Here is a 14,897-nt window from a genome sequence, read left to right as displayed (position 1 = left end):
CTGACCGTGCTGGGGCGGCCCGAGGCGCCGCGTGCGCCGCGGGTGGAGGAGGTGCGCTCGGAGACGGTGGTGCTGAGCTGGGACCAGCCGAACAACAACGGCGCGGACATCACCGGCTACACGCTGCGGACCAACACCGGTCAGGAGCACGCCTGCGCGACCACGACGTGCACGTTCGACGGCCTGAAGAACAACGTGAAGTACACCTTCACGGTGGTGGCGACCAACGAGGTGGGCGACTCCGAGCCGTCGCCCCGGTCCCGTGAGGCGCGCCCGGACGAGAAGCCGGACAAGCCCGAGCCGCCGACGCTCGACTTCGACGACAGCGCGCTGATCGTGAGCTGGACCAACCGGAGCTACACGGACCGCTCGCCCATCGAGTGCGTCAACCTGGAGATCAGCCCTGCCCCGACCGACGGCGTGACCCAGAAGACGTGCCAGACCGGTGGCCGGATCACCTGGACCGGGCTGGAGAACGGCACCGCGTACACGGTGAGCGTGCAGGCCAAGAACAAGGCGCCCGACCCGTCCGACTGGAGCGACCCGTCCGCACCGGAGGTGCCCGCCGCCCCGCCCGCCGCGCCCGCGGCGCCGACGGCCACGCGCGTGAACACCGCGGCGGGCGGGCAGATCACCGTCGACTGGACCGCGCCCGCGAACAACGGTGACGCGATCGACAAGTACTGGCTCGGCGTCTACACGAACGGCGAGCTGGTCAAGGCGATCGACACCACCGCGACGGAGCAGACGGTCCAGGACCTGTCGACCGGCTCCTCGTACACGTTCCGGGTCCGGGCCACGAACAAGGCGGGCCACGGCCCGGCCAGCCCGTTCTCCCAGCCGGTGGTGCCGCACGGCACGCCGGTCACGCCGGGCACGCCGCGCGCCGCCCTCGGCTCGACCACCAGCGGCCAGGCGGACGTGAGCTGGAACCGGATCACCGAGTTCCGCGGCACGGGCCCCCGCTACGAGGTGCGGGCCAACGGCGGCGGGACGCCCCAGAACGCCGGGAACAACGCGTCGTACACGTACAAGCCCCTGACCAACGGCACGTCGTACACGTTCCAGGTGCGCGCGTGCAACGCCTACGTCTGCTCCGACTGGTCGGGGCCCTCCAACGCGGTGGTGCCGTACGGTCCACCGCCCCCGCCGACGATCAACGCCACGGGCGGCGGCGGTCAGGTCACGTTCACCTGGAACGCCCAGGGCACCAACGGGCTCGACACGACGGTGTCGGTCACGGGGTCCGTACGCAGCACGGCCCGCTCGGGCACGGCGTCCGCCGACGCCAAGCCGGGCCAGGTCCGGGAGGCCTGCGTCACCGTGACGGACGAGAAGGGCACGTCGGTCAAGCGGTGCGACTCGGCCGCGGCCCTCACGCCCACGTTCTCGGTGCGGTCGTCCGGCGTGTCGGCCGGCTGCGCGAACGAGCGGTGCGAGTACTGGACCATCAGCTGGGACAACCTCGGCGCGGGCTCGCACCAGGTGGCGTGCTGGGCGGGTGACACGTCGAACAACGGCGGCCCGTCCTACTGGCACGACATCCACGAGCCGCACCCGACCACGTGGCAGGGCAGCACCAAGTACACGATCAGCGGCAACGAGGGGTCGCAGCGGATGAGCTGCTTCATGGGCCGCAGCTACAACGGCACGGCGGTGGGCGTGAAGACGTCCGACGACCTGTACACGGGCAGCACCTGGAACATCAGGTGAGCCGCCGCACCCGCACGGCCTGGATGTTCGCGAGCTCGTGGACGCCCCACCGGCCGAGCTCGCGGCCGGCGCTCGAGGACGGCCCCTAGCTCGAGGTCGGCTCCTTGTGGCGAGATCGGTCCAGGCCTGTGCCGACCTCGCCACAACGGGCCGACCTCGGCGGCCGCACCGCGAGCCCCAGCTACGCAGAGCCCCCGCGGTCCGGGGCGGGGGCCAGCCGGGTCGCCGCCTCCAGCAGCGCCCGCGTGCCGCGGACCAGGGCGCGCAGGTCCTCGACGTCGAGCAGGGCGAGCAGCTCCGGCGGCAGCTCGTCGTCGTGCGCGACCAGGCGCCGGATCGCCTCGCTGCCTCGCTCCGTGCTCGTCACGCGCCGCACCCTGCCGTCGGCCGGGTCGGGCGTGCGGCGGGTCATCCCGGCCGCGGTGAGGCGGTCGAGGATGCCGGACACCGTGGCCGCCGAGACCCCGAGCGCCTCGGCGAGCCGCTGCGGCGTCGACTCGCCGTCCACCTGCACCAGCGCGAGCGCGCGCAGCTGCTGCACGGTCAGGTCGGTCTCCAGCAGGGGCACCAGCCGGGTGGCGAAGAACTCCTCGCCGAGCCGGTGGTGCAGGGTGGCGAGCTCGGCGGCGAGCTCGTCGCGGGTCCGGTCGGTCACGGGGCGACTCTAGCCGCCGCTCCGAACCCCGCACCGGAGTTGCGGGGCGGGAACCGGGGCCGGATCCTTTGCGTTAGGCAAAATACTGCGCCGACGGCGTCGCAGCACCCCGGCGTATCCCCCAGGTCTGGAGGCAGTGTGTTCCGTCTTGCCCGAATGTCGCTCGCGAACCGAGCCCTCGTCGCCCTCGCGACGGTCGCGGTCTTCGTGGTCGGCGTGCTCAGCATGGGGCAGCTGCGCCAGGAGCTCATCCCGTCCATCTCGGTCCCGGTGGTGGCGGTCACCGCGGCCGACCCCGGCACCTCGCCCGAGATCGTGTCCGAACGGGTCACCGGCCCGGTCGAGGGCGCGGTCCAGGCCGTCGAGGGCGTCACCGGCGTGACGTCGACCGTGGCCACCGGCTTCTCCGTCACCACCGTCGAGCTGGAGTACGGCACCGACGTCGACGCCGTCGAGCAGGAGATCGGCTCGGCGCTCGCCGGCCTGGGCCTGCCCGAGGGTGTCGAGCCCGAGGTCGTGGCGGGCTCCCTCGACGACCTGCCGGTCGTCCAGCTCGCGGTGTCCGGCACCGGCGACGAGCAGGAGCTCACCGACGCGATCGACGACGTGCTGGTGCCCGAGCTGTCCGGCATCGCGGAGGTGCGCGACGTCACCGTCACGGGCGCCACCGAGCGCCAGGTCGTGATCGAGCCGGACGACGCGAAGCTCGCCGCCGCGGGCCTCAGCGCGGCGCAGCTCGCCACGCTGCTCCAGGACAACGGCACGGTCACCCCGGTCGGCGCCGTGACCGAGGACGGCACCACGAGCAGCGTCCAGGTCGGCACCACGGTCGCCTCGGTCGAGGAGCTGGAGAACCTGCCGGTCCTGCCCGCCGCGGCGGCGGGCCCGCAAGCCCCGCAGCCGGGTCAGCAGCCGGCGCCGGAGGCGCCCTCCGCCGTCGTCCACCTCGGGGACGTCGCCGAGGTGAGCGTGCAGGACGTGCCGGCCACCTCCTACTCGCGCCTGGACGGGGAGCCGTCGCTCGCGATCGCCCTGACCAAGACGCCGGACGGGAACACGGTCGACGTGTCGCACGCCGTGCACGACGTGCTGACCGACGTGGCCGACGAGCTCAACGCGAACGGCGTGACCACCGTGGTGACGTTCGACCAGGCGCCGTTCATCGAGGAGTCCATCAAGGGCCTGACCACGGAGGGCGGGCTCGGCCTGCTGTTCGCGGTGCTCGTGATCCTGGTGTTCCTGGCCTCGCTGCGGGCCACGCTGGTCTCGGCGATCTCGATCCCGCTGTCGCTGGCCGTCACGTTCGCCGCGATGAACCTGACCGGCTACACGCTCAACATCCTGACGCTCGCCGCCATGACCATCTCGATCGGGCGCATCGTGGACGACTCGATCGTGGTGATCGAGAACATCAAGCGGCACCTGTCCTACGGCGAGGACCGCGTGGACGCGATCGTGACCGCCGTGCGCGAGGTGGGCGCCGCGATCACCGCCTCCACGGTCTGCACGGTCGCGGTGTTCGCGCCGATCGCGCTCGTGGGGGGCATGGCGGGCGAGCTGTTCCAGCCGTTCGCGGTGACCGTCGCGATCGCCATGGGCGCGTCGCTGGTGGTGGCGCTCGTCGTCGTGCCGGTGCTGGCCTACTGGTTCATCAAGGTTCCCGCCTCGGCCGACGGCGGTGTCGCGCTGCGCGAGGCCGCCGAGGCGAAGGAGCGGCGCGGCGTCTGGCAGCGTGCCTACGTGCCGTCGCTGGGCGCGGCGCTGCGGCACCCGGTGGTCACGCTGGGGGTCGCGGTGGCGCTGCTGGCCGGCACGCTCGCCCTGGTGCCCCGCATGGAGACCAACTTCATCGGTGCCGCGGGCCAGGACACGCTGTCGGTGACGCAGGAGCTCGAGCCGGGCACGTCGCTGGTCGCGCAGGACGAGGCGGCCCGGGAGGTCGAGGACGTGCTGGCCGGCGTCGACGGCGTCGCCACGGTGCAGACCACCGTCGGCTCGGGCGACGGCCTCGCCGCGGCCTTCGGCGCGGGCGGCGGCGCGAGCAGCGCCACCTTCGCCCTCACCCTCCAGGACGACGCCGACGGCGCCGCCGTGCAGGACGACGTGGACGAGGCGCTCGACGGCGCCGCGCTCGACGGGGAGCTCACCGTGTCCGCCGGTGACGCCGGCTTCGCGAGCAGCACCGTCGACCTGGTCGTCACGGCGCCCGAGGCGGACGACCTGACGGCGGCCGCGAGCGCCGTCGAGGACGCGGTGGCGGACGTTGACGGCGTGGGCGACGTGTCGAACAACCTCGCGGCCGAGCAGTCCACGGTGCAGGTCTCGGTGGACCGGGACGCGGCGGCCGAGGCGGGGCTGACCGAGCAGGCGGTGTCGGGCCTGCTGGCGGGCGTCATGAACGAGCGGAGCATCGGCACGCTCGATCTGGACGGTGCCTCGCTCGACGTGGTGGTGGCCGGGGACGTGCCGGCGACGGCGGCCGAGATCGAGAAGGTGCAGGTGCCGACGGCGGCGGGCGTGGTGCCGTTGAGCGACCTGGTGTCGGTGGAGCGGGTGTCGGCGCCGGCGTCGCTGACGCGGGTGGACGGCGAGCGCAGCGCGACCGTGGCCGTGACCCCGGCCGGCGACGACCTGGGTGCGCTGTCCCAGGCGCTGCAGGCCGAGATCGACGACCTGGACCTGCCGGGTGGCGCCGAGGTGGCGCTGGGTGGCCTCGCGGCCGACCAGGCGGACGCGTTCGCGGACCTGGGTCTGGCGCTGCTGGTCGCGATCCTGATCGTGTACCTGGTCATGGTGGCGACGTTCCGCAGCATCGGTCAGCCGCTGATCCTGCTGGTGTCGGTGCCGTTCGCGGCGACGGGCGCGCTCGGGGCGCTGCTGCTCACGGGGACTCCGCTGGACGTGGCGGCGCTGATCGGTGTGCTGATGCTGGTGGGGATCGTGGTGTCGAACGCGATCGTGCTGATCGACCTGATCAACCAGTACCGGGCCGCGGGGCGGGAGCTGGACGAGGCGGTGCGGGAGGGCGCGCGGCAGCGGCTGCGGCCGATCGTGATGACGGCGGCCGCGACGATCCTGGCACTGACGCCGATGGCGTTCGGCTTGACGGGCGGCGGCGCCTTCATCTCGCAGCCGCTGGCGCTCGTGGTGATCGGCGGTCTGGTGTCCTCGACGCTGCTGACGCTGTACGTCGTACCGGTGATCTACACGCTCTTCGAGCGGCGGGCCGGCGGGCGCACGAGCAAGCGTGCGGCCCGCGCGGCGCGCCGGGCGGAGCGGGCGCAGGCGCGGGCCGCGGAGGCGGCGCGGGTGGCGCAGCGGCTGGCGGCGGACACGCGCTGACCGCCGGTCACCACTGCTGCGAGGCCCCCCGCGGGGAGACGGTGCGCGGGACGTCCCACGGGTTGTCGTCCCGCAGCGGCGGCGGCAGCAGCTCCTGCGGGGCGTCCTGGTAGGTGACGCCCCGCAGGAACCGGCCGACGGCCGCGGTGCCCACGGAGGTGCCGTCGGTGGTGGTCGCGGGCCAGGGGCCGCCGTGCTGCATCGCGGGGGTCACGGCCACGCCGGTGGGCCAGCCGCCGAGCAGCACGCGCCCGGCGTGCCCGCCGAGGCGGGCCACGAGGGCGGCCCGGTCGGCATCGGCCTCGTGCGCTCCGAGGTGCAGCGTCACGGTGAGGTTGCCGGGGAACAGCTCGGCGACGACGTCCGCGAGGTCGGTGCCGGCCGGGTACTCCACGATCACCGAGAAGGGTCCGAACACCTCGTCCAGCAGCGTGGGGCCCGCGGCCCGGAGGTCGTCCAGGGACACGGCGGCGACCGTGGGCGTGACCCAGCCCTGCTCGTCGTCGTCCCGGCGCAGGGTGCCCGCGTGCACCACGCGCACGCCGTCCGCGCCGAGGGCCTGCGCGACGCGCCGCTCGTAGCCGTCGGCGATGGCCGGGTTGAGCAGCCGGTGCTCGGGCACGTCCGCCGCGGCGGCGACCACGGCGGCGTCGTACGCGGTGCCCTCCGGGACCAGCAGGAAGCCCGGCTTGGTGCAGAGCTGGCCCGCCGAACCGGAGACGCTGGCGACGTACCCGGCCAGGAGCGTGTCCGCACGCTCACGCAGGGCCGCCTCCGTGACGAGCACCGGGTTCACGCTGCCCAGCTCACCGAAGAACGGGATCGGCGTGGGCCGCGCGGCCGCGCGCGCGGCGAGCAGCTGCCCGACGCGCTGCGACCCCGTGAAGGCCGCGGCGCGCACCGCCGGGTGGTCCAGCAGCGCGACGCCGGCGTCCTGCGCCGCGACGAGCTGCAGCGTGCCCTCGGGGAGCCCCGCCTCGACGAGCGCGGCGCCCACGAGGCCCGCGACCCGCTCGGACAGGCGCGGGTGGCCCGGGTGCGCCTTGACGATCACGGGGCAGCCCACGGCGAGCGCCGCCGCGGTGTCGCCGCCGGCCACGGAGAACGCGAACGGGAAGTTGCTCGCCGCGAAGTTCAGCACCGGGCCGACGGGCCACAACGTGCGGCGCAGGTCGGGGCGCGGGCCGAGCACGAAGTCGGGGTCGGCCTCGTCGAGGCGGACGTCGAGGTAGGAGCCCTCGGTGACGACCTGCGCGAACAGGCGCAGCTGCACCCGGGTGCGGGTGAGCTCGCCGCGCAGCCGGGTCTCGGCGAGGCCGGTCTCGGCCTGGGCCAGGGCGACGAGCTCGTCGGCGTGGTCGCCCAGGGCCGCGGCGGCGCGGCGCAGCGCGTCGGCGCGCACCGCGGGCGCGGCCTGGGCCAGCGGGGTGGACGCCGCGGTGGCCCGCCGGGCCACGTCGTCGACGGTGCGGTCGAGGTCGGCCGCTGTGGCGGTCATGGCACTCCAAGTCATCAGAAGGCGGGATCAGAAGACGAAGCCCGTGGGGAACGGGTCGGTCGGGTCGAGCAGGTAGTTGGCGGTGCCGGTCACCCAGGCACGCCCGGTGATGGTGGGCAGCACGGCGGGCACGCCCGCCACCGTCGTCTCCCCCACCAGGCGCCCGACGAACCGGCTGCCGATGAACGACTCGTTGACGAAGTCGGTGTGCAGCGGCAGCTCGCCGCGCGCCCAGAGCTCGGCCATGCGGGCGGACGTGCCGGTGCCGCACGGCGACCGGTCGAACCAGCCCGGGTAGATGGCCATGGCGTGCCGCGAGAGCGTGGCGTCCGAGCCGGGCGCGATGAGCTCGACGTGGTGGCAGCCCTCGACGCCGTCGAGCTCCGGGTGCCTGGGCATGGCGGTCGCGTTGACGGCGTCCATGATCGCGAGGCCGGCCGCGAGCAGGTCCTGCTGGCGGCTGCGGTCGAAGGGAAGCTTGAGGTCGTCGAGGTCCACGAGGGCGTAGAAGTTGCCGCCGAAGGCCATGGAGTAGGGCACGCTGCCGTAGCCGGGCACCTCGACGGTCTGGTCGAGGGCGGTGACGAAGCTGGGCACGTTCTCGATGGTCACGGAGTCGGCGTGGCCGTCGCTGACGGCCACCCGGGCCACCACCAGCCCGGCGGGCGTGTCGAGCCGGATCTCGGTGACCGGCTCGACCACGTCCACCATGCCGGTCTCCACGAGCACGGTGGCCACGCCGATGGTCCCGTGGCCGCACATGGGCAGGCAGCCCGACACCTCGATGTAGACCACGCCCCAGTCGCAGTCCGCGCGCGTGGGCGGCTGCAGGATCGCGCCGCTCATGGCGGCGTGCCCGCGCGGCTCGTCCATGAGGAAGTGCCGCAGGTGGTCCAGGTGCTCCATGAAGTAGAGCCGCTTGTCGTTCATCGTGGCGCCGGGGATGGTGCCGACGCCGCCGGTCACGACGCGTGTCGGCATGCCCTCGGTGTGCGAGTCGACGGCAGTGATGGTCCTGCTGCTGCGCATGTCGCTCCTGTGCTCGGTCCGGACGAGGTCAGCGCGACGCGATGTAGGCGAGCGCCGCCTCGGTGTCCTTGCGCACCTGCGCCTCGTGCTCCGCGGACAGCGGGCCGCGCGGCGGGCGGGTGGGGCCACCGTAGCTCTGCCCGGCGATGTCGATCGAGAGCTTGATGGCCTGGACGAACTCGGTGCGCGAGTCCCAGCGGAACACCGGCACCAGGTGGCGGTACAGCTCGCGGGCCTCGTCGATCCGGCCCTCGGTGACGAGGGTGTAGATCTCGACGGCCTCGCGCGGGAACGCGTTGGGGTACCCGGCGAACCAGCCGACGGCACCGGCCACGAGCGACTCGAACAGCAGGTCGTCCGCCCCGGCGATGACGTCGAGGTCGGGGGCGGCCTCCTTGATCTCCAGCACGCGCCGCACGTCGCCGGAGAACTCCTTGACGGCCACGACGTTCTCGAGCTCGGCGAGCTCGGCGAGGATGCTCGGCGTGAGGTCCACCTTGGTGTCGATCGGGTTGTTGTAGACCATGATCGGCAGGCCTACCTCGTTGACGGCGGCGTAGTGCGCGATCACCTCGGACCGGTTGGCGCGGTAGATCGTGGGCGGCAGCAGCAGCACGCCGTCCGCCCCGTCCTGCGCGGCGAGCTCGGCCCAGTGCCGGGCCTGGTGCGCGCCCACGCCGTGCACGCCCGCCACGACCAGGCCCCGCCCGTCGACGGCCTGCACGGCGGTCTGGATCACGCGGCGGCGCTCGTCGTCGGTGAGCGAGGAGTACTCGCCCAGGGACCCGTTCGGGCCGACGCCGCGGCAGCCGTTCTCGATGAGGAGCTCGCAGTGCGCGGCGAACTTCTCGTGGTCGACGGCGAGGCCGGCCGGCGCGGAGTCGTCGGGCGTGAAGGCGAGCGTGGTGGCGACGATGACGCCGCCGAGGTCGAACCGCTGGTTCATGTCGGGTCTCCTGTGGTTGCGGGGGTAGGGGGAAGTTCGGGCGCGTCGGGCAGGGCCGCGAGGTCCCCGAGCCGTACGGGCACGACGACGGGCCGCCGGTCCACGCCGGGGCCGCCCGGGTCCATCGCGCCCAGCAGCTCCTCGACCGTGCGCCCGCACATGCGCGCCTGGCACGGGCCGAGGCCGGCCCGGCTGGTGAGCTTGACGGAGCGGGTCTCGCGGGACGCGGTGAGGTCGGCGACCTCGCGCAGCCGGCCGTAGGTGGTCTCCTCGCAGCGGCACACCACCGTGTCGTCGCGCAGCCAGCGCACCCACCCGCCGCGCACGCCGTGGGCGGCCTCGATGCGGGCGGTGAACCCGCGCGCCCGGTCCCGGGCGCGCACCGCCGACGGCGCGGGGTCGGCACCCGCCGCGGCAGCGCCCGCGACGGCGCCCTCGGCCAGGGCGGCGTCGGCCCCGCCGATGCCCGTGACCTCGCCTGCGGCCCACACGCCCGGCACGGACGTGGCCTGGGCGCGGTCGACGACGACGAACCGGCCGGGCGTCAGCGCGCACCCGGCGGCGACCGCGAGCTCCAGGCGCGGCGTGAACCCGTGGCTCACGGCCACGGCGTCCGCCGCGACCACGCGCTCGGTGCCCGGGACGGGCGCCCACCGCGCGTCCAGGCGCGCGATCGTCACGGCCTCGACCTGACCGTCGCCGTGCGCGGCGACCACCGCCTCGCCCGCGCGCCACGGCACGCGGTGGCGCGCCAGCTCGGCGACGTATCCCGCGAGCTCGGCGGCCTTGCCCGGTACGGCCGCGAGCTCCCACGGCCGGTCCAGCCAGCGTGCGAGCGCCCCGGCGCGGCTCGCCTCGTGCACGCCCAGGACGGCGGCGCCGGTGCGCAGCAGCGAGGACGCGACGGGCAGCAGGAAGGGTCCGGCACCGGCGACCACGACCCGGCGTCCCACGGCGACCCGCTCCCCCTTGGCCAGCGCCTGCGCCGCCCCGGCCGAGTACACCCCGGGCAGCTGCCAGCCCGGGAACGGGAGGGTCCGGTCGTGGGCGCCGGTGGCGAGCACGAGCGCGTCCGGGGCGAGGGCGAGCGGCGCGCGTCCGGCGTCGTCGGGCTCCCCGACGAGCACGTGCAGGCGGACGCCGTCGTCGAGCCGGTCGAGCGACCACACCTGCGCCGAGGCCCGCACCGTGACGGCCGGGTGCTCCCGCACCGCGGCGCTCAGCTCCCGGTAGGTGTCCCAGCGGTGGTGCAGCACCTGCTCGCGCGCCGCGGGCCGCGCCTGCGGCAGGTGCCGCCAGTACTGGCCGCCGAGCCCGTCCGCGGCGTCGAGCAGCGTCACCCGGGCCCCGGCGTCCGCGGCCGCGCGGGCGGCGGCCAGCCCGGCCGGTCCGGCGCCCACCACGACGACGTGCCGTCCTCGCACCCCGTTCACCGGTCCGCCTCCTGCGCGCCGGCCCGGTCCGGGCCCTGCCGCACCACGACGTCGCCGTCCTGCGCCCGGCGCAGGCACGCGCGCACGTCGCGCAGGCCGTTGACCTCCACGAGGCAGTCGAAGCAGACGCCGATGCCGCAGAACACGCCGCGCGGCGCGCCGCCGCCGCTCGTGGTGCGCCACTCGCGGCGTCCGGCGCCCAGCAGCACGCCGGCGAGGGTCTGTCCGGCGGTCCCGGTCACGGGCTCGCCGTCGACCACGATCGTGAGCGGCCGGTCGGCTCCCGGCCGCACCGGGTCGGCCTCGGCAGAGATGCGGTGCGATGTCACGGTCGTACCCCCTCGTGAGCCTTCTCGGTCGTGCCGGACGCACAGGTCACCTGAGCGGCCTGAGCGTCTGACACGTCTGGGCGGAGTGCGGACAGCGTGGGGCGGTCGGCCGCGTACGGGCGCGGGTCGACCGCCGGGTCGGCGCCCAGCAGCGCCGCCGCGACGAGGTCCCCGGTCGCGGGGGCCAGGCCGACGCCCGCCCCCTCGTGCCCGGTCGCGAACCACAGCCCCGGCAGCTCCGGGTCGGCGCCGATCACCGGCAGGTGGTCGGGCATGTACGGGCGGAAGCCCAGGTAGGAGCGCATCACGTTGGTCTGCGCCAGGAACGGGAACACCGCGACGGCCCGGCGTGCCATGTGCGCCAGCACCTCGGCACGCGGCCGGTCGTCGAACCCGACCTGCTCCCGGCTCGACCCGATGAGCACCGTGCCGCCGCGCGTCGACTCGACCACGGCGGAGGTCTGCAGCTCGGCGCCCGCCGACTGGGTGGCGGCGAAGTAGTCGCCGTCGTACACCTTGTGGTGCACCCGCTGGGACATGGGGGTGGTCACGAGCACGGTGCCGCGGCGCGGCCGCACCGGGACCCACGCGCCGAGCCGCCGCGCCACCTCGCCGGACCACGGCCCGGCGGCCACGACCACTGCTCCCGCCGCGAGGTCGCCCGCGGAGGTGGTCACGCCCACCAGGCGCCCGTCGGCACCGCGCAGCCCCCCGGTCACCTCCACGCCCGTGCGCACGACGGCGCCCGCACGGCGCGCGGAGGCGAGCAGCGCCTCGGTGGCCACCACGGGCTGCACCTGGGCGTCCTGCGGGTAGTGCACGCCCCCGAGCACGCCCGGCGCGAGGTCGGGTTCGAGCTCCCTGGCCTGCTCACCGGTCACCTCGACGGCCTCGACGCCGGCCGCCCGCTGGCCCGCGGCGAGCTCGCGCAGGCCCGCCAGCCCCGGCTCGGAGGCCACGACCACGAGGCCCCCCTTGGGCTCGTGCTCGACCGACGGGAAGCGGGGCCCGAGCTCGTCGGCGAGCTCGCCGGCCAGGACCGTCCAGCGGCGCAGGGAGACGAGGGCGAGGTCGAGCTCGGGGCCGGGGCCCTTGTCGGAGACGAGCAGGTTGCCCTCGCCGTGGGCGCTCGTGGCGGACGCCGCAGCACCGCGGTCGAGCACCGTCACGCGGGTGCCCGCCCGGGCGAGCGCACGGGCGCAGGCGGCGCCGACGATCCCGGCACCCACGACCACGACGTCCGCGGCCGCGCCGCCGCTCACCCCTGTGCTCATCCCGTCCTCAGTCCTCCGGCTTGCCGGCCCACGTACCGAGCGAGTGCCCGATGTGCCGCTCCATCAGCGCCCTGGCGCCCGGGCCGTCCCCGGCCGCGAGCAGGTCCAGCAGCTCGTGGTGCTCCTGCGCGGAGCTGGCGAGCGTGCCGTTCGCGACCATGGTGGACAGGCCGAGCAGCCGGGCCCGGTCGCGCAGGTCCGCCACGATCTCGCCCGCCACCGGGTTGCCCAGCAGGCCCATCAGGCGCAGGTGGAACGCCTGGTCGGCCTGGAGGTAGGCGACGAGGTCGCCCGTGCGCGCGCCCTCGACGATCTCGTCGGCGAGCGCCCGGAACTCGCCGAGCTGCGCCACCGGGAACGACCGGGCGAGCCGCTCCATCCACACGGGCTCGATGACCATGCGCACGGCGGCGACGTGCCGCAGCGTCTGGTCGCTGACGCGCGTGACGCGGAACCCCTTGTTGCGCACGGCCTCCAGGAAGCCGCGCCGCTCCAGGTCCAGCACGGCCTCGCGCACGGGGGTGGCGGACACGTCGAAGCGGGCGGCCAGCGTGGGCACCGACACGAGCTCGCCCGGCTCCAGCTCGCCGGCGACGATCGCGGCCACGAGGGCGCGGTGCACCTGCTCGCGCAGGCTCGCCACCGGGGCGAGGCGGCGAACCGAGGGGGTCGGTGTTGCTGAGCTCATGGTGCTCTCCTGGGGGTCAGGCTCTGACAGTAGAATATTACACACGACGGAGATCCCGTCGTCAACGCCGCCAGAGGGTACCTGAGCAGGGGCCCGTACGCTGGTCTTTCGCCCACAGGATCAGCGGGATCTCGCCGAAACGCGACGTTTACATTCATCCCGTCGACACTGCGGTACCGTCTCAGTAACATATCACGCATCACATATCGAAGTCCGGCCGGGTCGACGACGACCAGGGCCCCGCACGACCCCCGCACCAACCGACCGAGAGGCCACACCGTGAAGCACCAACGGATCGCGACGGCAGCCGTCGCCGTCGTCACGACACTCGCCCTCGCCGCCTGCGGCGGCGGCCAGGACGCCTCCTCCTCGGCGGACGGCGGCTTCACCGCCGAACCCGCGCAGGGCGGCACCGTCCACGTGCTGCAGAACGCCGACTTCTCCTACCTCGACCCGGCCCGCGGCTGGGACGGCGGCGTCAACAACTTCTACCGGCTGGTCTACCGCCAGCTCACGACGTCGGCCCCCGGCTCGGCCGAGGACCCGAACGAGATCGTCCCCGACCTCGCGCAGGGCCTCGGCGAGGTGTCGGACGACGGGCTGACCTGGACCTACACCCTCAAGGACGGGATCGCGTTCGCGGGCGGCGACCCGATCACGTCGGCCGAGGTCAAGTTCGGCATCTCCCGCGCGTGGGACCCGGAGGTCGGCATCGGCTCCCCGTACCTCAAGCAGGTCATCGACGCCCCCGAGGACTACGAGGGCCCGTACCGCAGCGGCGACCTGCCGACCATCGAGACCCCGGACGAGAAGACGATCGTCTTCCACCTCAAGGAACCGTTCCCCGAGTTCGACGCCGTCGTCGCCCAGGTGAACGCGACGCCGTTCCCCGAGGGCAGCGGTGCGGGCGACGAGTTCATCCACGAGATCGTCGCCTCCGGGCCGTACCGCCTCGCCGAGTACGTGCCGGGCAGCACGATCCAGCTCGAGCGCAACCCGGACTGGGACCCGGCCACCGACGAGGTGCGTGCCGCCAAGCCGGACGCGTGGGAGTTCACCATCGGCCTCGACCCGGCCACCATCGACGAGCGGCTCATCGCCGGCCAGGGCGCCGACGTCAACGCCATCTCCGGCACCGTGCAGCCGGCCACGCTCCCCCGCCTGCAGACCCCGCAGCTCCAGGAGCGCACGCTCCAGCTGCCCGGCATCTGCACCACGTACATGGGCCTGAACACCACGAAGAAGCCGCTCGACGACGTCCGGGTGCGCCAGGCGATCAGCTACGCCGTCGACCGCACCGCCATCGTCAACGCCAGCGGCGGTACGCAGCTCGGCGAGCCGTCCACGACGATCCTGCCCTCGACCGTGGCGGGCCACAAGGACTTCGACCTGTACCCGTCGGCCGACGGCACGGGCGACGTCGAGGCCGCCCAGGAGCTGCTGGACGAGGCCGGGCTGTCCGACGGGTTCACGCTCACGCTCGACATCCGCGCCCAGGAGTCCATGCAGGCGCAGGGCGAGGCGGTCCAGCAGGCGCTGGAGCGCGTGGGCATCACCGTCGAGCTGAACCTGATCGACACGGCCACCTACTACGAGACCATCGGCACCCCGTCGCAGCAGCACGACGCCGCCATCACGGGCTGGTGCCCGGACTGGGCCTCGTCGGCCGCGACGTTCATCCCCCCGCTGTTCGACGGCCGGAACATCTACGAGAAGGGCAACTCGAACCTCGCCCAGATCGACGACCCGGAGATCAACGCCCGCATCGACGAGATCAAGGCGATGACGGACATCGACGCCGCCAACGTGGAGTGGGGCGACCTGGACGAGGAGATCCTGGCGCTCGCGCCGGTCGTGCCGCTCATGGTCGCCAGGACCGTGTCGCTGCCGGGCGAGAACGTGACCGGCCTGCACGCCTCGGCGAACGCCGCGACGGGCGGCATCGACTACGTCGGCGTCGGTCTCAAGGACCCCGAGAAGGGCTGACCCC

Annotated in this window: 11 protein-coding genes; 3 read left to right on the top strand and 8 right to left on the bottom strand. The window is 74.2% G+C overall.

The features are described from left to right. On the top strand, window positions 1-1,713 hold a 1,713-nt coding region (locus tag APR03_RS20605), incomplete at its 5' end, for a fibronectin type III domain-containing protein (protein ID WP_253838880.1). A 181-nt stretch (window positions 1,714-1,894) separates the two neighbouring features. Here APR03_RS20605 and APR03_RS20600 read toward each other — a convergent pair. Then, window positions 1,895-2,368 (bottom strand): MarR family winged helix-turn-helix transcriptional regulator, encoded by a 474-nt coding sequence (locus tag APR03_RS20600; RefSeq protein WP_253838879.1) that lies wholly within the window; start codon window positions 2,366-2,368, stop codon window positions 1,895-1,897. A 156-nt stretch (window positions 2,369-2,524) separates the two neighbouring features. On the opposite strand from APR03_RS20600, the gene APR03_RS20595 reads away from it, so the two are divergent. Next, entirely contained in the window at window positions 2,525-5,710 is a 3,186-nt protein-coding gene (locus tag APR03_RS20595) for an efflux RND transporter permease subunit (RefSeq protein WP_253838878.1), read from the top strand. Window positions 5,711-5,717: 7 nt separating this feature from the next. Here the strand turns inward: APR03_RS20595 and APR03_RS20590 are convergent, their stop codons facing one another. From APR03_RS20590 to APR03_RS20560, 7 genes are read right to left on the bottom strand one after another with little or no spacing between them, the layout of a single operon-like run. Next, window positions 5,718-7,208, bottom strand: a complete 1,491-nt coding sequence (locus tag APR03_RS20590; protein WP_253838877.1) for an aldehyde dehydrogenase family protein — start codon at window positions 7,206-7,208, stop codon at window positions 5,718-5,720. Between the two features lie 27 nt (window positions 7,209-7,235). Further along, complete coding sequence (locus APR03_RS20585; RefSeq protein WP_253838876.1) at window positions 7,236-8,237, bottom strand: proline racemase family protein; 1,002 nt, start codon at window positions 8,235-8,237, stop codon at window positions 7,236-7,238. Between the two features lie 28 nt (window positions 8,238-8,265). Next, a complete protein-coding gene (locus tag APR03_RS20580; RefSeq protein WP_253838875.1) occupies window positions 8,266-9,183 on the bottom strand; it encodes a dihydrodipicolinate synthase family protein in 918 nt (305 codons plus the stop codon). Next, window positions 9,180-10,616: an FAD-dependent oxidoreductase gene (locus tag APR03_RS20575; RefSeq protein WP_253838873.1), complete on the bottom strand. Its 1,437-nt coding sequence runs from the start codon at window positions 10,614-10,616 to the stop codon at window positions 9,180-9,182. The genes APR03_RS20580 and APR03_RS20575 overlap by 4 nt, the downstream gene beginning before the upstream one ends. Further along, window positions 10,613-10,945, bottom strand: a complete 333-nt coding sequence (locus APR03_RS20570) for a (2Fe-2S)-binding protein (protein ID WP_253838871.1) — start codon at window positions 10,943-10,945, stop codon at window positions 10,613-10,615. Before APR03_RS20570 ends, APR03_RS20575 begins: the two co-directional genes overlap by 4 nt. Beyond that, entirely contained in the window at window positions 10,942-12,219 is a 1,278-nt protein-coding gene (locus tag APR03_RS20565) for an NAD(P)/FAD-dependent oxidoreductase (protein ID WP_253838869.1), read from the bottom strand. Before APR03_RS20565 ends, APR03_RS20570 begins: the two co-directional genes overlap by 4 nt. A gap of 7 nt (window positions 12,220-12,226) precedes the next feature. Then, window positions 12,227-12,907 (bottom strand): GntR family transcriptional regulator, encoded by a 681-nt coding sequence (locus APR03_RS20560; RefSeq protein WP_253838866.1) that lies wholly within the window; start codon window positions 12,905-12,907, stop codon window positions 12,227-12,229. A gap of 279 nt (window positions 12,908-13,186) precedes the next feature. Between APR03_RS20560 and APR03_RS20555 the strand changes: the two genes are divergently transcribed. Beyond that, window positions 13,187-14,893, top strand: a complete 1,707-nt coding sequence (locus APR03_RS20555) for an ABC transporter substrate-binding protein (RefSeq protein WP_253838865.1) — start codon at window positions 13,187-13,189, stop codon at window positions 14,891-14,893. Window positions 14,894-14,897 lie beyond the last annotated feature (4 nt).

The sequence above is a fragment of the Promicromonospora thailandica genome (assembly GCF_024171955.1).
GTDB classification, from domain to species: Bacteria; Actinomycetota; Actinomycetes; order Actinomycetales; family Cellulomonadaceae; genus Promicromonospora; species Promicromonospora thailandica.
The sequence above is the reverse complement of the archived record's forward strand: the minus strand, read 5'-3'. Positions and strand labels throughout refer to the sequence as shown.

Excerpts from the sequence above, each read along its gene's own strand:
- APR03_RS20595 (WP_253838878.1), top strand. The coding sequence starts at position 2,525 with ATGTCGCTCGCGAACCGAGCCCTCGTCGCCCTCGCGACGGTCGCGGTC.
- APR03_RS20590 (WP_253838877.1), bottom strand. The coding sequence starts at position 7,208 with ATGACCGCCACAGCGGCCGACCTCGACCGCACCGTCGACGACGTGGCC.
- APR03_RS20585 (WP_253838876.1), bottom strand. The coding sequence starts at position 8,237 with ATGCGCAGCAGCAGGACCATCACTGCCGTCGACTCGCACACCGAGGGC.
- APR03_RS20580 (WP_253838875.1), bottom strand. The coding sequence starts at position 9,183 with ATGAACCAGCGGTTCGACCTCGGCGGCGTCATCGTCGCCACCACGCTC.
- APR03_RS20565 (WP_253838869.1), bottom strand. The coding sequence starts at position 12,219 with ATGAGCACAGGGGTGAGCGGCGGCGCGGCCGCGGACGTCGTGGTCGTG.
- APR03_RS20560 (WP_253838866.1), bottom strand. The coding sequence starts at position 12,907 with ATGAGCTCAGCAACACCGACCCCCTCGGTTCGCCGCCTCGCCCCGGTG.